At 62.6% G+C, this 17,323-nt stretch carries 16 protein-coding genes; 8 read left to right on the top strand and 8 right to left on the bottom strand.

Annotated elements, in window-relative coordinates; all coding sequences use genetic code 11:
• Positions 1 to 360: 360 nt before the first annotated feature.
• Positions 361 to 1,116, bottom strand: a complete 756-nt coding sequence (locus L0U80_RS18120; protein ID WP_233867921.1) for a DeoR/GlpR family DNA-binding transcription regulator — start codon at positions 1,114 to 1,116, stop codon at positions 361 to 363.
• Positions 1,117 to 1,337: 221 nt separating this feature from the next.
• On the opposite strand from L0U80_RS18120, the gene L0U80_RS18115 reads away from it, so the two are divergent.
• Positions 1,338 to 2,897 carry an ABC1 kinase family protein gene (locus L0U80_RS18115; RefSeq protein WP_233867918.1) on the top strand — a complete coding sequence of 520 codons (1,560 nt, stop codon included), beginning with the start codon at positions 1,338 to 1,340 and terminating at the stop codon, positions 2,895 to 2,897.
• 138 nt (positions 2,898 to 3,035) lie between these two features.
• Complete coding sequence (locus L0U80_RS18110; protein ID WP_233867901.1) at positions 3,036 to 3,947, top strand: DMT family transporter; 912 nt, start codon at positions 3,036 to 3,038, stop codon at positions 3,945 to 3,947.
• Between the two features lie 33 nt (positions 3,948 to 3,980).
• Here L0U80_RS18110 and L0U80_RS18105 read toward each other — a convergent pair whose 3' ends face one another.
• On the bottom strand, positions 3,981 to 5,120 hold the full coding sequence (locus L0U80_RS18105) for a L,D-transpeptidase (protein ID WP_233867898.1): 1,140 nt from the start codon (positions 5,118 to 5,120) through the stop codon (positions 3,981 to 3,983).
• 212 nt (positions 5,121 to 5,332) lie between these two features.
• On the opposite strand from L0U80_RS18105, the gene nadE reads away from it, so the two are divergent.
• The gene (gene nadE, locus L0U80_RS18100) at positions 5,333 to 6,196 is read left to right on the top strand and encodes an NAD(+) synthase (protein ID WP_233867895.1); all 864 of its coding nucleotides are present in this window, start codon (positions 5,333 to 5,335) and stop codon (positions 6,194 to 6,196) included.
• A 16-nt stretch (positions 6,197 to 6,212) separates the two neighbouring features.
• On the opposite strand, the gene L0U80_RS18095 is transcribed toward nadE, so the two are convergent.
• Together L0U80_RS18095 and L0U80_RS18090 are read right to left on the bottom strand one after the other, a co-directional pair.
• Positions 6,213 to 6,482, bottom strand: coding sequence for an RNA-binding protein (locus L0U80_RS18095; protein ID WP_233867877.1), 270 nt, complete (start codon positions 6,480 to 6,482; stop codon positions 6,213 to 6,215).
• A 267-nt stretch (positions 6,483 to 6,749) separates the two neighbouring features.
• The gene (locus L0U80_RS18090) at positions 6,750 to 7,304 is read right to left on the bottom strand and encodes a hypothetical protein (protein WP_233867874.1); all 555 of its coding nucleotides are present in this window, start codon (positions 7,302 to 7,304) and stop codon (positions 6,750 to 6,752) included.
• A gap of 437 nt (positions 7,305 to 7,741) precedes the next feature.
• On the opposite strand from L0U80_RS18090, the gene L0U80_RS18085 reads away from it, so the two are divergent.
• Positions 7,742 to 8,248, top strand: a complete 507-nt coding sequence (locus tag L0U80_RS18085) for a DUF1993 domain-containing protein (RefSeq protein WP_233867871.1) — start codon at positions 7,742 to 7,744, stop codon at positions 8,246 to 8,248.
• A 105-nt stretch (positions 8,249 to 8,353) separates the two neighbouring features.
• Here the strand turns inward: L0U80_RS18085 and L0U80_RS18080 are convergent, their stop codons facing one another.
• Entirely contained in the window at positions 8,354 to 8,980 is a 627-nt protein-coding gene (locus L0U80_RS18080) for a LysE family translocator (protein WP_233867868.1), read from the bottom strand.
• A 137-nt stretch (positions 8,981 to 9,117) separates the two neighbouring features.
• Here L0U80_RS18080 and L0U80_RS18075 point away from each other — a divergent pair, with 137 nt between their 5' ends.
• Both L0U80_RS18075 and L0U80_RS18070 read left to right on the top strand, forming a co-directional pair.
• On the top strand, positions 9,118 to 9,582 hold the full coding sequence (locus L0U80_RS18075; RefSeq protein ID WP_233867865.1) for an Lrp/AsnC family transcriptional regulator: 465 nt from the start codon (positions 9,118 to 9,120) through the stop codon (positions 9,580 to 9,582).
• Between the two features lie 44 nt (positions 9,583 to 9,626).
• Complete coding sequence (locus L0U80_RS18070) at positions 9,627 to 9,860, top strand: hypothetical protein (RefSeq protein WP_233867862.1); 234 nt, start codon at positions 9,627 to 9,629, stop codon at positions 9,858 to 9,860.
• Positions 9,861 to 10,003: 143 nt separating this feature from the next.
• Here L0U80_RS18070 and L0U80_RS18065 read toward each other — a convergent pair whose 3' ends face one another.
• Together L0U80_RS18065 and L0U80_RS18060 are read right to left on the bottom strand one after the other, a co-directional pair.
• The gene (locus L0U80_RS18065) at positions 10,004 to 10,663 is read right to left on the bottom strand and encodes a glutathione S-transferase family protein (RefSeq protein WP_233867858.1); all 660 of its coding nucleotides are present in this window, start codon (positions 10,661 to 10,663) and stop codon (positions 10,004 to 10,006) included.
• A gap of 284 nt (positions 10,664 to 10,947) precedes the next feature.
• Complete coding sequence (locus tag L0U80_RS18060; RefSeq protein WP_444544282.1) at positions 10,948 to 12,381, bottom strand: outer membrane protein assembly factor BamB family protein; 1,434 nt, start codon at positions 12,379 to 12,381, stop codon at positions 10,948 to 10,950.
• A gap of 43 nt (positions 12,382 to 12,424) precedes the next feature.
• On the opposite strand from L0U80_RS18060, the gene L0U80_RS18055 reads away from it, so the two are divergent.
• Entirely contained in the window at positions 12,425 to 12,580 is a 156-nt protein-coding gene (locus tag L0U80_RS18055; protein ID WP_233867852.1) for a hypothetical protein, read from the top strand.
• A gap of 233 nt (positions 12,581 to 12,813) precedes the next feature.
• Here L0U80_RS18055 and L0U80_RS18050 read toward each other — a convergent pair whose 3' ends face one another.
• Positions 12,814 to 13,869, bottom strand: a complete 1,056-nt coding sequence (locus L0U80_RS18050; RefSeq protein WP_233867849.1) for a porin — start codon at positions 13,867 to 13,869, stop codon at positions 12,814 to 12,816.
• Between the two features lie 895 nt (positions 13,870 to 14,764).
• Here L0U80_RS18050 and L0U80_RS18045 point away from each other — a divergent pair.
• Positions 14,765 to 17,080 carry a TonB-dependent receptor gene (locus tag L0U80_RS18045; RefSeq protein ID WP_373322220.1) on the top strand — a complete coding sequence of 772 codons (2,316 nt, stop codon included), beginning with the start codon at positions 14,765 to 14,767 and terminating at the stop codon, positions 17,078 to 17,080.
• Positions 17,081 to 17,323: the final 243 nt, after the last annotated feature.

Genomic DNA, 17,323 nt, shown 5'->3' with positions numbered 1-17,323 from the left:
GTGCAGATTGTCTACAATCCGCCGGGCCTGCTTCCAAACGACCACTGCTCCGCCGCGCGGGAACGCTGTCCGCACGACGTGCAAGCCCCGTCTGAACGGGCATCGCAAGAATTACAGATTTCCGTGACAACGCCATGACTATGTGGCGTTTTGCAAAATAAATCCACAAATTGCCAATCGGCGATGTTTCGCACCGCACAATGAACGTTGCGCGTGCACACTCTGGAGGAAGAGAAAGTACGAATAGCCTCACTCACCTGAATACTATGGCGACAAAAATGAGGCGGAGTGAGTACAGGACCAGACAAAACGGGCGCGCCGGGACGCGACAGCCCGCGAACGAGCGCCGAAGCGCCGGAGTCACGCGACCAGCAACTCCGGCCCACGCGCCGCAATTGCGCGCGCGATCGACTTTTCCGGCGCGAGTTCGGTGATGACGTAGCGGGCGCGCTCGAATCCATTGATGCGCACCGGCGTGACGCGCCCGAACTTCGAATGATCGGCGACGACGATCGCGCAGCCCGTCGCCAGCAGCATGCGGCTGCGAACCTCCGCGACCATGCGCGAATAATCGGTCAGCCAGCCGTCTGCGGTGATGCCGCCCGCACCAACGAACGCGAAATCGGTGTGGTACTGATCGAGCTGCTGCACGGTGTCGAGACCGAACGTCGCTTCTTCGTGATCGGAGAGTTCGCCGCCGAGCAGTGTCACGCGGTTCTCGTTACGACGGCCGAGCAGAAGTGCAATGCGCCAGTCGTTCGTGTAGACGGTCAGCCGGTGGCGGTCGATGAGCGCGCGCGCGACGGCGTGCGTCGTGCTGCCGGAGTCGATGATCACCGACGCGCCGTCTGGCACCAACCCGGCAGCTCGCTCGCCGATGGCGCGCTTCGCGCTGGAGTTCGCGGCTTCTCGCACGTCGAGGTCGGGTTCGCGCCGGTCGCTCGACAGTGCGCCGCCGTGGGTGGTAACGAGCAGCCCGCGCTCGGCGAGCGTATTCAGGTCGCGCCGGATCGTTTCGCGCGACACATGCAGCTCGCGGACGAGTTCCGCCACCGAAAGCGCGCCGTTCCTGTTGACCTGCGAAAGGATGTATTGGTGACGTTGTTCTGCGAGCATCTCGGTGAATGCGCAAAGCGCGCGAGTTCGAAAAGGCCGCCGTATTGTATTACGCGTATTGCGCGAACACGTGCATCATGCGGATCGCGCCGCACGCCGATCGCGCGCATCGGGCAGGACATCCGGGTTCCGCGGCACTGCCATCGCGGAAGCATCCCTGCTACTCTCGCGCTTGGCCGTCCGTCGCGCGGGCGGCGCGCGTTCCCTCGACTGCTGCGCCAATGCGTTCAACATTTCGTCAACTCAAGCTGCTGTTTTGTGCGCTGCGTTATGGCGTCAGGCTGATCTGGCTCGCGGCGCCCGAGCATCACAAGCTGCACTGGCTCGTCTCACTCGCCGTGCGCATGCGCGACGATGAGCGCCTCGTTGCGAGCCTGCACGGCGCGCTGCCGCGTCTCGCGCCGCTCGCGGTTGCGTTCGGACAGACGCTCGCCGAGCGGCCCGAACTCGCGGCGATCACGCTGCACGACAGCATCAACGCGCTCGAACACTTCGAGGCCCCGCTCGCGCCCGATGCGCTCGAAGCGGCGCTCTATGCTGCGCTCGGCAAGCCGCCGAAGACGCTCTTCTCGTGGATCGCCCCGACGCCCGTCCACCACGGCTGGTGCGAAGAGACGCACATCGCGCGGCTGGCACTGCCGGTCGGCGGCCATCAGATGGTGACGCTGCGCGTATTGCGCACCGACCACATCGAGGAAGTGAACGACGATGCCGCGTTGCTCTGCGGCGTCGCGCGCTGGATGGAACGGTTCTCGGGTGCCGCCCGCCAGCTGCAGTTGCACAAGCTGGCGCTCGAACTACGCGAAGACCTGCAGCGCCGCTTCGACCTGCGCGCGCAAGCGGCAAACCTGAGCCAGGCGAGCCACCACCTCGAGAAGAATCCGCGCGTCGTCGTCCCCGACGTAATCTGGGACCTTTGCACACCGCACACGCTCGCCGTTCAGCACATCGACACGGTGAGCATCACCGATGTCGCAGGTCTCGCAGAACATCACATCAACGCGACGCGCGTGGCCACCCATCTGGTCGAAGTGGTCACGCAGCAGGCGTTCGAGCACGGCTTCTTTCACGCGACGCTCGATGCGCGCCACGTGGCAGTCAGCGTCGAACCGACGACGCTCGGCCGCCTCGTGCTGGCAGGTTCGTCGCTGATGACGAGCCTCTCGTCGCCCGAGCGCGCGTTCTTCGTCCACGGTGCAACGGCGCTCTTCCGGCAGGACTACGGCGCGCTCGCCGATCTGCACCAGGCCGCCGGACACGTGGGCGCTCACGCACGCAGCGAACAGATCGAAGCGGAGTTGCGCACGCGCGGCGAGGCGCACTTCGCCAGCGACGTCGACACGCGTAGCGCGGGCGCGCTCTTCCACGATCTGCTGCATGCCGTGCAGCCATTCGGTGGCGCGGTGTCGCCGAGGCTCGCCGCCGCGCAGCGCGCCTTCGCGCAGGCGGAAGACCTCGCGCGCACGATTCATCCGGGCGTCGATGCATGGGGTATCGCCGAGCGCACGCTCGCCGGCATCGCGCAGCGCGATCTCGATCATCGCGGCTGGATCCGGCGGCTTTCCGAGGAACTGCCGCATTTAGCGCAGATCGGACCACGCGTGCCGCAAATGCTCTTTCGCTACCTGCAACAGCAGGCGACGACACAAGGCGCGCACGGTCCGCCAACCGACCTTATCGGTGCGTTGCGCAACGAGCACCGGCGCACGCGCAACTTGCTCATCGCGTGTGCGCTGTGCGGCGCCGTGCTGGGCGCGGCGGCGATCGTGATCCTGCACTGAAGAGACCCACGCGGCGCGGAAGCAATTCGCTCATCGGGCCAGTGCAGTCCTGAACAAGACCGGCACCGGCGAGCCGCGCGACACTGCGCGCCATTCGCGTCTTCCCTGCGCGCTGAACTGCCCCCACAACCAACACCCATGCTCGCCGCCCTTGCCCCAGCCCTCTTCGTCGTCCTCTGGTCGACGGGATTCGTAGTCGCCCGTGCGATCGCCCCTTATGCCGATCCGAATCTGTTCCTGCTTGCCCGATTCGGCGGGACGGCGGCACTTTTCACGGCCGTCGCACTGATCGCTCGCGCCCCCTGGCCGCGCGGGCGAGAACTCGGCAAGCATCTGATCGCGGGTGCACTGCTGCAGGGCGTCTATCTGGGCGCAGGTTACTGGGCCGTCGTGCAGGGTTTGAGCGCGGGCGTGATGGCACTGCTAGGCGCCCTGCAGCCGCTCCTCACGGCCGCATTCGCCGCACGGCTTTTCGGCGAACGGCTCTCACAGCAACGCTGGGTGGGCATGGCGCTCGGGCTCGCGGGCGTCGTGCTCGTCCTCATGCCGAAACTGCAGGCCGCCGTGCATGGCACCCCGTCGGCGCACGGTCAGGCGAACCCGCTCCTCGTGGTGATCGTCGCCGTGGTCGCCGTCGGCTCGATCACCGCGGGCACGCTCTATCAGAAGACGTCGCTGGCGCTTGCCGATATCCGCAGCGCCAGTGCCATCCAGAACGCAGGCGCGGCCATCGTCGCGGCGCTGCTTGCGCTCGCGCTGGGCGAACATCGATGGAACACTTCAGCGACGCTCTGGATCTCGCTCGCGTGGGGGATCGCGATGCTGTCGGGGGCCGGTGTGACCCTGCTTGTCTGGATGGTCCGCAACGGCGAAGCCGCACGCGCTACCGCGCTGCTCTTTCTCGCGCCGCCGCTCGCCGCACTCGAAAGCTGGGTGCTATTCCGTGAAGTCCTGCTGCCCGTGCAACTTGCGGGCTTTGGCGTAGCGCTTGCCGGTGTGCTGATCGCACGGCGAGGCGTTGCGCTCAGCACCGTACCGCGCCGCGCCTGAGCCGTGCGGCCGACATAGGCCCGCCGGCGGCGCTCAATCCGCCTTGTCGCCGCCTGCCGGCACCTTCGCGCGCGCCTTGCTGCCGGGCGCAGGCGACCATGCCGGACGCGTCTTGCGCTCCGAATCGACCACGACGATGAAGCGGCCGGCCCACGGCGTGGGCTGCCGGTCCGAGTGCAGCACCCAGAGCGATTTGCCCGACGCGACGAGCGCCTCGTATTCGGCGTCGATGATGCCGTGGTGGTCGATAAACACATTCAGCGAGGCCGGAATCCGCACACACCCCTTCGAGTGGCGAATGCCCAGCAGCGGCTCGAGCCGGTCGGGATCGGTGGCGTGCATCTGGAACCGCATCGGCGAGAAGCCACCCTTGCCCCAGCCGCGCTCGCCATCCACCCAGCCGAGATCGTAGATACGCATGTCACGTTTGCCGTAGCCGCGTATGTTGTTCTGGTTCATCGTGCCTTCCGCGCGGAAGTCCATGTTGTCCGGCGTGTGCAGGAACACGCCGAGCGGCGTCAGGAAATGGTCGAACTCGCCGGGTCTACCCGTCGCCACCGGCGACGCGCCGATCATCAGCCACGGCTCGTCCGGCATCGCGCGAAAGTAGATAAAGAGCGCCTGAACGGTCGCGGCGCGATCAACGAGAATGACGAATTCGCCCGCCAGCTCGCCGAGGTCGTGCTCGTCCAGCGCCGCCTGCAGACGCTGGCCGTAAGCTCGCTGGTCCGCGAGCGGCACATGCAGGCGGCGCGTCACCTCACGCGCAAAGACGGCGCGCATTTCCAGCGCCCGGTGGTTTTCTTCGACGGCTTGCTCTTCGGTGAGCTGCGGATGTTCGGGGAGCGTGAGCACGGTGGGCGCAGACGCGGGCTCACTGGCTGACGGCGCGGCAGCAGAAGCAGCAGTGGGCGGCGACGCCGGCAAGGACGTGGATTGAGACGCCGACGCCGCTGATTCGGGCACGGCGTCCGCGACGTCCAACGCCGCGTCCGACACCTCGTCCGACGCCTCGTTGACGGCCTGGGTAGCGGTCCCGTCCGCGGCCCACGTAGCGCCCGCAGCCAACCAGAGGCAAGCGGCGGCACAGAGGGCGAGGCGCTTGAGCAGCGGCCACTTCAGCTTGCGATGATGAAAGAAGTTCGGAATACCACCGCAACTGCCCACATCCATGTTTGCTCCGACCGGGCGCCAGATTTTTTTGTCCATCGGGAGTTTGGCTTGATTACGCGTATCGTGTGAAATCGGCTGCATCGTGACTATTGAGGAGCGCCGCGCGCGACGTTCGGGTCCCTTCGTGGGCCCGACGCGCAATCACTCACCATTAAACCAGACAACGTGTCACCGCCGTATGACGTTGTCGCAGATCGCATTGGAAATCGCCAATGGAATCCACCTCCGACGCCAGACCCGCACTCGCTCATCAGCAGATCGCCGCGGCGCTCGGCGTCGCCCCGGTCTTCGACGCCACAGCAGAAATCGCGGGCCGCGTCGATTTCCTCTGCGCCCACTTGCGCGCGAACGGGCTGCGCACACTGGTGCTCGGCATCAGCGGCGGCATCGACTCGGCCACGGCGGGGCGACTCTGCCAGCTATGCGCAGAACGACTGCGCGAGGCGGGCTACGCCGCGCGTTTCGTGGCGATGCGGCTTCCGTATGGCGTCCAGCACGACGAAGCGGACGCCGCCGAAGCGCTGGCATTCATCCGCCCGGACGAAACGTTGACAGTCGATATCCGTCCCGCCGCAGACGCGATGCTCGCATCGTTACTGGCCGGTGGGTTCTCCGTCGCCGACGCCGCGCAACAGGATTTCGTGCTCGGCAATATCAAGGCGCGGCAACGGATGATCGCGCAATACGCGGTAGCGGGCGCGCGTGCAGGTCTCGTGATCGGCACCGATCACGCGGCGGAATCGCTGATGGGGTTCTTTACGAAGTTCGGCGACGGCGCAGCGGACGTGCTGCCGCTCGCGGGCCTGAACAAGCGCCGCGTACGTGCGCTCGCGAAGGCGCTAGGCGCACCGCCGCGCCTCGTCGACAAGACGCCGACGGCCGATCTGGAAAGTCTGCGCCCTCTACGCCCCGACGAGGACGCGTACGGCGTGAGCTACGAGGAGATCGACGATTTACTGGAAGGCAAGCCCGTTAGCGAGAACGCTTGCGCGACGATCCTGCGCTTTTACGACAGCACACACCACAAACGGGCGCTGCCCTTTACGCCACAAGATCCGCTACCGCCGGCTGCCTGAAACGACGGGAAAACGATCAGCGCTGGTGCTGCGAGGCCTCATCGTCGAATGGTGCGGCGCTGACCCGCAATGCCACGCCCGCGAGCCTGCGGCCCTGAAGCTCGCGCGCGACCGCCTCGGCGACGTACGGGACGTCGGCCTTCAGTTCGAGGTCTGCGTGCGCGTTCGGCGTGCCGGCGTCGTAGACGGTTACGCCTTTCGCAAGGTGGCCGAGTTCGTGCTCGAAAAACACCCGCACCTCCTGCTCGCTACAGGATTCGGGGACATTCCAGACGGTGAGGTGCACGACAGCTTACCGGGGATATCGCGTGCCTTGCGCACGCACGCGGACGGGTTGCAGGCTGGCGCGAGCGCGAGCACGAGTCCATACGGCGTGGCCGAGCAAGGCCGCGAACGACACGAGAGACAGCGTGGACACAATCATTTGCACCTCCTTATTCTTGACATTCGTCAGGATATTCTCAACGCAAGCTCACTGCACTGCGTCATATTGTCGTGAAGAAGTTCCCCCCGCTCAAGCGACACAGTCGTGGCTCAAACAAGTGGGGGCGATTTAGTGGCTGTCGTCGCTCTTGGTCATGAGCTTCGAAGCGGTGTTCGCGCCGCACGCCATTCGCGTAAAACGTTCGTATTCGTGCACCCAGTCGCCCGAGATCACGGCCTGCGCCGTGGCCAGCGAGATTTGTCCCCCACAGACGCATCGCTTTAGCTGGACCGTGAGCCGCACCTTGCGGCGCTCGCCGGCGTGACCGGCCCAGGGCAGAAGGTCCAGATTCGCTTCGGCGTGAGGAGAACCACCGAGAACGACGGGCACGCGCTGGTCGAGGGCGTACGACGGGCCGTCGTCGACATCGATACCGTGCTGCGCGAGCAGGCGGTGCTTGTGCGCCATCGCCTGCTCGAACGGAAGCGCGACCGTATCGGCATAGCCCGGACGGCAAATCGTTTCGCCAATCGACTGCTGGTTCACACGCGAATCAAGCAATGGCGAAGCTTGCGCGACGCCCGCCAGCAGATTCGCGCTGCCAGCCGCGAGTAACACCAGCACAACGCGCGACGCACGCTGGCGACGGGCGAGGCCGCGTCTTGCTACCTTTTCTGAGTTCATGGGAAGGCGCACCACGCGATGCGAACTGGATGGTCTACGTCGGATTACAGCACATTCAAAATCTCTCGTGGCGAAGGATGACAAACGACGGCAAATAGTGGCAAACGTGATGCAACTCCTCTGGCTTCACCGCGAGCGGCGCGGCGTATGTCTGCGTCGACGGACGCCCGGACCGTTCATTGAAGTCATCGCGCGCCATCGCCGATATTAAAGGAACAGAATTCGATTCGGAATGCCAGGTGAATGAAAAATCATGTGAGCGAACGGGCCACGGTCACGCCGATGCAACACTCGATGGACACTTTCGCAGCAGGTCGATGTTCGCACAAGATCGGCCGTTCGGCCAATGGCAGCAGCGCGTTCGATAGCGCATAATGATCGACAGTCAGCTCCTGCCCGGAGCGCGACGCGCACATTCGAAGAAACGAGGAATTTCCATGTCTATCACCATGTTTCAAGCCTCGGTACCTGTCCTGGTCCGCGGTCTCACCAACCTGCAGACAATCATCGGCAAGGCACAGGCACATGCAGCGGAAAAGCAGATTGACCAGACCGTGCTGACCGGAGCGCGCCTGTTCCCCGACATGCTCCCGCTCGCGCGTCAGATCCACATCGCGACCGACACCGCCAAGGGCTGTGTCGCACGTCTCGCGGACGTCGAGGCTCCGAAGTACGAAGACGTCGAAGTGACGTTCGACGAACTCCACGCACGCATCCAGAAGACCATCGACTATCTCAACACGTTCAAGCCCGAGCAGATTGACGGCACCGAAACGCGCAGCATCACGCTGAAAATGCGCTCCGGCCCGATTGAGTTCAACGGCTTGACCTACCTGCTGACTTTCGTGCTGCCTAACGTCTTTTTCCACATCACGACGGCGTACGACATCCTGCGTCACAACGGCGTGGAACTCGGCAAGGCCGACTACCTCGGCGGGAAATAAAGCGCGTTCGCAAGTGCAAAACGGGCTGCCGTGTCGTGGCAGCCCGCCGATTCATGCGTGGCCTGGTTTGTGCCGAAAAATAGCGGCGCATTGCGCGCCGCCCCTTCAGTCGAGCGAAAGCCGCACGGCGAAGGCGACCAGTGCCGACGAAAACGCCCACTTCTGCACGGTCTGGGCAAGCGGGTGCTTGCGCAACCACACCGCAATGCGTGCCGCCCCAAGTGCGTAAATCACGTCGAACAGCGCGCATACGATCACGAGCACGACGCCTAGCTGGAGCACCTGAACCCACACCGAGCCCGCATGCGGCCGGATGAACTGCGGCAGCAGCACCGAGCAGAACAACAGCGCCTTCGGGTTGAGCAGGCTAGTCAGCAAGCCCTTCACAAAGTCGGCGCGGTGCGAGCGCGTCGCGGGCGCCGGCGCATTCTCGGGCAGCATGAACACCGGTGCCCTGAAGATCTGCACGGCCACCCACGTTAGATAAACCGCCCCGGCATAGCGCACGACTTCAAACAGCCATGGCGCGTTGTGCAGCAACGCCGCCAGGCCGCATGCGGATAGCGTCACATGCGTCGCACGCGCAACGCCCAACCCGCATGTAGCCGCGAAACCGCTTTTCGCCCCGCGGCTCATGCTGGTCTGCATCACGAGCGCCATGTCTGCGCCGGGCAACGCGCACACGATTATCAGGGCGACGATGAACATAAACATCAGGTGGGCGGAGATCATGACGGCCTCGCAAGAAAGTGGCTCTATGTTCGCGCCATTGGCGAGGCGATTTCCGACTATTTTCCACCTCCGCAACTCCACTTTTAGAGCAATGCACTAAAATCAGATCCAATCAAGAGGAAAGGCACTCCTACCCCATGAGCGATCTCGACAAACTGGACCGGGCGATACTCGGTGCGCTGCAGACAGACGGACGAATCTCGAACGCGCGACTCGCCGAAACGGTCGGCCTGAGCGAAACGCCTTGCGCGCGCCGCCTCAAACGTCTCGAGCAAGACGGCGTGATCGAGCGGTACCGCGCCGTGCTCTCGCGTCGGGCGCTCGGTTATGGCGTGGTGGCGTTTGCGTACGTGCGCTTCGCCGTGCACGACCGGGCGCTTGCCGATCGCTTCGATCGCGAAGTTCGCGCGATTGAGCGTATCGTGTCGTGCCATAACGTTTCCGGTTCCGCGGACTACATTCTGCAGATCGTCGCTCGCGATCTGGACGACTACGGCACGTTCGTACTCGACAAATTGCGTAGCCTCCCGGGTGTGACGTCCGTGGAATCATCGCTGTCGTTGCGCGAAGTGAAAGCCGACGGCGGCCTGCCATTACCGTGAGCGTTGTCCTCACCGATAAACCCCATCTCACACCGGAGCTTTCGATGAATCCAGAAAAGGCGCGAGCCGAAGAGTCCCTGGCCATGGAGCGCGTCCTGACCGCTACGCAGCGGGTCAAGACGGCGTTCTCGTCACTGCAGTCGCAGTTTCCCCCGACCGGCGACGGCCACCCCTCGCAGTTCGCGCTGACGACATTCGACGCCGCGCTCCAGGAACTGGAAGACGCGCAGGCTGCGTTCGACGAAATGCTCAACGATCTGCTGGACGGCAACCGCTGATTCTGGCCGCCTCCGCCGCGAGAGCGCGGCTGGAGGCAGCCCCGCGCCGTCCCTGCAGTTCTTTCGCTCGCGATATTTGATAAGCAGTCCGTATCACACGACTACCAATTCGATCATCGGGCAATGATTTGTGGGGCGAGGCATCAATCTCGCTCGGGCGCGCCGAGCGGGAACAGCGGCCTGAACGGCCGAGCCTCCTCGACTGCCCGGGCGAAGGACGGTCGGCCGAGCAACCTCGCACGATAGGCACGCAGCACGGGAAAGGTCTCGGGAATCCGGCATATCCAGTCGGCGTAAAACAACGATGGCGAAGCCGCACAGTCCGCCAATGTAAAGTCCTCGCCGGCGGCCCAGGTCCGGCCCGCCAGTTGCTCTTCGAGCCATGCGTAGGCGATTTCCAGCTTCTTCGTCGCAAAAGCCAACCCCTCCGCACGCCTCGCCGGATCTCCGGTCAAGGCGCCGTTCACGGCACGCTGACCCGGGCTCATGACGTGCAGGTCGAAGAAGCGGTCGAGGAAACGCACATCCAGCGCTACCACCGGGTCGGCGGGCAATAAGCGAACCGGTCCGGGATGCGCAAGTTGCAGGTATTCGATGATGATGCTCGATTCAGCAATGTTGCGTTCGCCGTCCACCAGCAGCGGGAATTTGCGCAGTGGCCAGCGCCGCTGCCACTCGGCGGAGTGCTGCGGCATATCTGCCCCGAGACAACGGAACTCGAACGGCGTGCCGTTTTCGTACAGCGCAATGAGCACTTTTTGCGTGTACGAGGAAAAAGGATGGCCATAGAGCGCAAGCGACATTTCGAAACCTCCGGGTAAAGACTACCTGTGGTCGGCGAACGGTTGAACGACGCATCTACCGCCTGCATATTGCAGACTGTCCCGCCTTGAATCGATGTGCGTAGCCTCGTCGATTGCGTCTAGCACGGCGCCCCTTCGCACCGACGCGCGAAAAAAAGCAAACGGCCCGGTCGTTTTTCACCGGGCCTTCAAAGATCCACCCAGCCTGCACGATCGCTCTCGCTCGATATGTCCGCAATAACAAACAATAGCGGTTCCGGTCAGGAAGGGGGCCTCTCGCTGGCTTACTGTTTCGCTGCCGCAAACGCGAAAATCTTGTGATTGTCTCCGGCATACGGCAGCCCGAGGATCTTGGTGTGATATCCACTTCCCCAGTACACCGACCCGTCGACAATCGCTGCGCCGGACACGACGGCGCCGCCGCTCTCGAAGCCCCACTTGATGGCACCCGTAGCTGCATCGAGCGCATACATATTCGTGCCACTACCCGCGAGCGATCCGGCATAGACCACCCCGTTGGCCTCGGACATCGCGACCGTGTCCATCATGTTCTGCGGATCGGCCGTGCGCCAGAGCACCTTGCCCGTCGCTGCGTCAACCGCTGCCCAGACTCCGCCTGTTGTCGTTGCCTGACCGGTGGGCGAATTGACGGTGATCGTCTCGTGATTGAGGTTGCCGATCGATGCGTAAATCCGCTTGCCGTCAGCCGCAGTACCCCACAGCACACCACCAAGCAGACTACCAGGCCCGATCTGCGCGTGCCAGACGACCTTTCCCGTTTTCGGGTCGAGTGCCCAGTAGACCCCGCTCTTCTGGCCAGCACCGACCAAGGTCCGCTTGTGACCGCCAATCGACGTTGTAAATAGATTAGGACCACTACCAAAATCGTAGTCTGGGCCATCCTTGTGGTCGTAGTTCGTCGACATGTCCGCTGGCAACGTGGGGGTTGCCCAGACGATCTTTCCGGTTTTCAGGTTGAGTGCAGCGATGCTGTCGATGTGATTTTCAGGGACCGCCGGCTTGCAGTCGTTTTGCGTCGGATACCGGCAAACACCTTCGGGGACAGAAAAATTGTTGCCGGTCGAGACATAAAGCAGGCCGGTCTCGTGATCGACAGCCGGCGTGTTACCCCAGACCGAGCCACCCGTATAGCCCTCGGGTACGATGTATGTTTTCCAGAGCAGCTTGCCGCTCTTCGCATCGAGCGCCACGACGCTGCCACGATACCTGGCCGGTTCGTCGAGCGCCTCGGCCCGCGACGATACTCCGCCATAGATGACGCCGTTGTCGACGACTGGCGAGGCGGTGATGATAGCGGTCGGCTCCGACTCGACCTGGGTATGCCACAGCATCGAGCCATCGCCGGCCTTTATTCCGATCAGGTAGGCACCTGACGGGTTGTTGGCGAGCTGCGTGCCCTGGCCGATCACCAGCATGCCCTTCCAGTACGCGGGACTGGTACGCGAAGCGTCATTGGGAATTCCGGTGTAATCGCTAACCTTCTTTTTCCACTTCACTTGTCCGTTCGCGGCATCCACCGCCCACATCGTGCCACCGAAGTCCGGAAAATAGACAACGCCATCGACCACCGTGGGTGTGGCAGACACATTGCCGTCGGTATCGAGCGACCAGCGCGGAATCAGCTTCGCCACGTTGTCCAACCCGATCGATCGCTCTGTCGCGGCGCTACGGGTGTTACGGAGATTTTGGCCCGCCATCGGCCAGTCGCCCGCCCTTTGCGCTGTAGCCGGATCGGCGGCAATGACGCCCCCTATCACCGTGACGACGGCCACGACCGCCGGATTCCGCCAGCGCAACCGTGTATGCCGCGATGCGCTTTTCCTTTCGGACGTATTTCGCATTTTCCCTCTCCAGAAGAAGGTCAACCGCACGACCGGAAAAAAAGTGGCCGTCTGAAGAAGAGCCCCGCCCGGCGGAGTCGTTTGATAACTGGTGGAGGCTAGTCGTGGAGATTCACGACAAACATCGGGAATAAACAGGCGAGGAACCGGATCCCCATAAAAAAGCATAGGGATCACTCATTTGAATTACAAGAAAGGCCAGGCGATGTAGCGCTGGTTACCAAAGGCACAATTTACGTACCCTGCCGCCGACTCCCGTCACTCCCGCGAACGTTCCAACGCCACGGCCTAGAAACGATCGATCATGCCGAGCTGCACACCACGCACCGGCGCGCCAGGCCAGGTCGGCGGCAGGCCCACCACATTCACACCGCGCAGCGTGAACGTCGCGTCGTTACGGTTGCGCAGCCAACCCGCGCTCGCGTAGAACAGCAAAGTCTTCGAGAAGTTGTACTCGCACATCGCACTGAACTGGTCGGCGTCGTTATCTTTTCCCGAGAGGTCGCGCACGTATGCGTAGCCTAGCGAAGCGTTCCACTGCACCGTGAATGCGTAGCGCAACGATACGGCAATCCCGTCGTTGTGAAATGCGGATGCACCGCTTCCCGCGCCATTGAACCAGTCCGCAAACAATGTTGTTTTCTGGATTTCATACGTCACGCCGCCCATGTTCGCGCGTAGCGCGCCGCTCCCGTGTGTCTGCTGATGCGCGTACGCAATCCGCAGCGGCCCGTATCGATACGAAACGGTCTCGAAGTTGCCCGCAAGTCCATTGCCATTGTTGTCGGACGGCGCACGCAGCGCCATCATCACGGTCGCATCCAGTCCTGCGATATGAGGCAGCAGATACGTGACCGCGTTGCTAACATAGGGCGTGATTTTCGAAAAATTGTTCAGCCCCGACGCGATCGTCCCAGCGCCAAACGCATCGATCTCGCCTTTAAACGGGATATAGATCGGCGAGTATTGCTGCCCCACCCGCACCTCGCCCCATGGGCCGCCCGCACCGATCCAGGCCTGGCGATTGAACAGCGTGCCCGCCGTCGATAACGCGCCATTGGCCGAGTTGAAGCCGTTCTCGAGCGCGAACAGGATGCTCGTTCCGTCGCCGATCGGTTCGCTTCCCCGCATGCCGAACCGCGACCCGCGATACGCGCCCGAATCCATTCGCGTCACCCACCCGCCGCCCGGATTCGTAATCTCGACACTTGTGTCGATCACGCCGTATAGCGTCACCGAAGCCTGCGCCCAGGCGCACGGCGTCACAACGAGTAACGCACCCAGCGCGACAAAACCCCGCACCCGTCGTAAACAGCGCCGTCTGTGCTGCCATTTGCCGATCATCGGTGATCTTTTCCGTTTTGGTTGTGGTTATCGTTACGGCTCTAGAATTTTTCAGTGCCGCAGCGTCGGCAAATAACGTCCAACTATTTCAGACCGTCTGACCAGCCCCGACTCAAAAGTTGTGCATCACACCGACACAGGTCGCGACCCGCGATTGGACGACGAGCGGATTCCTCGTGGGCGCCGTGCCAGGTGGCTTCGTGAACACGACGAATCCGAGTGGCAGCCATCGCACACGTAACCCGCCATACCGCAAAAAAAACACACACGGGCCCGGGTTATTCGTCACATCGAGGTGCATATAGTGTCGCGTGGCAGGCTCGATCGTGTTGTGGATTTGACGGATAATTAAATAAGGAATACGAATCTAATATCAACGTTCCGCTTTAATCATTCCTAAAGCCAGCCTCGCATATCCGTTTAATTCCAGTGCAAGGCTAGGGCAACTTCATTAAAGCTGTCAACATTGAAGTCGCCCCAATGAGACATACCGGGGCGCGGCAACCGCGGTATTCGTTTATTAACATTGCGACATCCCCGTCCGTCCCAACTAGCGCTTGAACCATAGGCCGTAGCTTCCGGAATTTCGCCTGTTCATGCTCCTGGATAAATGCAGACGCTATCAGACATACGAAAACACGGCTTCTTTTGATCGGATGTCGTTTGTTAACAATCTCGAGCAAGCTCCGTGTAAGCAGAAAGAATTGACGCGTCCTCACCCAAAATGAAGCGCACATTCCAGCAATTCAGCATGCACTTCAGATGCGGTTCCACTTACTTCAGTAAATCCTCCAGGAGACAAGCAGCATTGTCTGTGTAACGCTCCGGCAGACCCATCGCGTCTGCGGGTGACGCCGACAAAAACATGCTCCCGAGTCCGCCAGGCACAAAAAGAATGTATATCGCCGGAACCTCTCGCCCCTCGCCGCGCATCAGTCGTTGCGCCCGCCTCGTCCTATGCTTCAGCTCCGCGATCGCAGGCATGCCGCTCGCCGTCCGGGCGGAGACTGCACAGTCTGCACCGCCTGCGGACACGGCCACCGCGCCCGCCTCCAGCCCGGCCACGCAGCTCGCACCTATCGTCGTGATCGGCACAACTCCGCTTCTCGGTATCGGCACGCCGCTCACGCAGGTTCCAGCGAACGTGCAAACCGTACACGCCAGCGACCTCGCGCAGCAGCACCGCCCCACGCTTAGCGACTACTTCGAGAAGAACCTGCTGAGCGTCGATATCAATGAGGCTCAGGGGAATCCCTATCAGACCGACGTGAACTATCGCGGCTTTACGGCTTCACCGCTGCTCGGCACGCCGCAGGGGCTTTCGGTGTTTCTCGACGGCGTGCGTGTGAATGAGCCTTTCGGCGACGTGGTCAACTGGGACCTGATTCCACAGCAGGCCATCGACACGATCCAGCTGATTCCAGGCTCGAACCCGACCTATGGCCTCAATACACTCGGCGGTGCGCTCGCGATCACGACCAAAAACGGCCGCGACCACCCCGGTGGCAACGCCGAGGTGAGCGGCGGCTCATGGGGGCGCAAGACCGCGCAGCTCGAACAGGGCGGCACGATCGGCTCGAACCTCGACTACTACGTAACCGGCAACGTTGCCAACGATGACGGCTGGGCCGACCACAACTCGAGCAGGGTGCGCCAGGGCTTCGGAAAGCTGCGCTACACCGACGCCGATACAACACTGTCGCTCTCCTCGGGCGGTGCGGACAACACCCTGCAGGGTTCGCAGACGATCCCCCGCTCGTTCCTCGACAACCCGCGGCAAGCCTACACGTTCCCGGATCAGAACAAAAACAGCGTCGCCTGGGTGACGCTTTCGGGCGACCACTACTTCAGCGACAACGTCGAGCTTAGCGGCAATGTGTATTACCGCCACTACGACAACACGAATATCAGCAGCAATACCAACAGCGACTTCGATCCGGCGAACCCTGCTTCGTTTCCCGGTTCCAACGCGCAATCGGACATCACGACTGACAGCTACGGCGCAAGCCTGCAGCTAACGCTGCTCGGCAAGCTGCTCGGCATGAAGAACCAGTTCGTGCTCGGCGCAAGCGCGGATCTCGCGAATTCGCGATTCCTTCAATCGCAGCAGGACGCGTTCTTTACGCCGACGCGCGCGACGGTCGGCGTCGGCGATTTCCAGGTCCAGACCGACGCCAATACACACAGCGCAAATTACGGGCTTTATTTCAGCGATACGCTCTCGTTCACTCAGCAGTTATCCGCGACGGTCTCGGGTCGCTACGATTGGGCGCGTGCCGACATCGGCGATGAATCAGGGCAGCAGCCCGCACTCGACGGACGTCACACGTTCTCGCGCTTCAATCCGGCAGTGGGCCTGAACTGGAACCCCACACCCGCTTTCACGGCCTACGCGAGCTACAACGAGGGCATGCGCTCACCGACCGTAATCGAGCTCGCCTGCGCCGACCCGAACGCGCCCTGCTCGCTGCCGAACGACTTTCTCGCGGATCCGGATCTCAAGCCTGTGATCGCGAAAACGTTCGAAATCGGCGCGCGCGGTCGAATCGGCCCGGCGACAACCTGGAACGCGGCGGCCTGGCGCACCATGCTCTCCGACGACATCCAGTTCATCAGCGCCGGTGCAAGCAGTCAGGGCTTCTTCCAGAACGTCGGCAAAACACGCCGCCAGGGCTTCGAAGTCGGCACGCACACAAAATTCGGGCCGGTCGGCATCGGCGCGAACTACAGCTATGTCGACGCAACCTATCAATCGACCTTCGTCTCGAGCAGCCCGAGCAACTCGAGCGCCGACGCGAATGGCAATATCGTCGTGCATCCTGGCGACCGCATTCCGGGCATTCCCGCGAACACGGTGAAAGTGCGCTTCGATTACACGCCGGTTTCGCGGGTCAATTTCGGCGCGAATCTCACGTGGCGCGGCAGCATCTTCGCGCGCGGTGACGAGAACAATCAGGACGTGAACGGCACGATCGGAAGCTACTTTCTGATTGACCTCGACGCCACCTGGAACGTGACGAAGCAACTGCTGATCTTCGCGACAGTAACCAACCTGCTCGACAGGCAATATGCGAGCTTCGGCGTACTCGGCGAAAACTTCTTCAACGGGCCGGGCCACACGTTCGACGCTACGAATCCCGTGAACGAACAGTTCGTCGGTGTGGGAGCGCCGCGCGGCGCGTGGGTCGGACTGCGCTATGCGTGGAACTGACGCCCTGATGAGAAGATGCGTGTGGGCGATACGCATCGTGCCTGCTGCGCCAGCGTCGCGCCAATCGCCCGGCGCGAACCGATCGCGCCCGTTGCGAAGCAGCCTCGGAATACACGGCAGCCGAAAAAACATCGGCGATACGCGCAACCAGGACCTTCGGGCGTGCAAGGCGGGGCCGCGCGGAGGAAAATCGCCGGGAAACGGATCGATTCCAGGCGGCACGCGCCGCCTCAACGTTCGCGA

The sequence above is a fragment of the Paraburkholderia adhaesiva genome, from assembly GCF_021390575.1.
In the GTDB taxonomy this organism is placed as follows: domain Bacteria; phylum Pseudomonadota; class Gammaproteobacteria; order Burkholderiales; family Burkholderiaceae; genus Paraburkholderia; species Paraburkholderia adhaesiva.
This window is presented reverse-complemented; position numbering and strand designations above follow the sequence as displayed.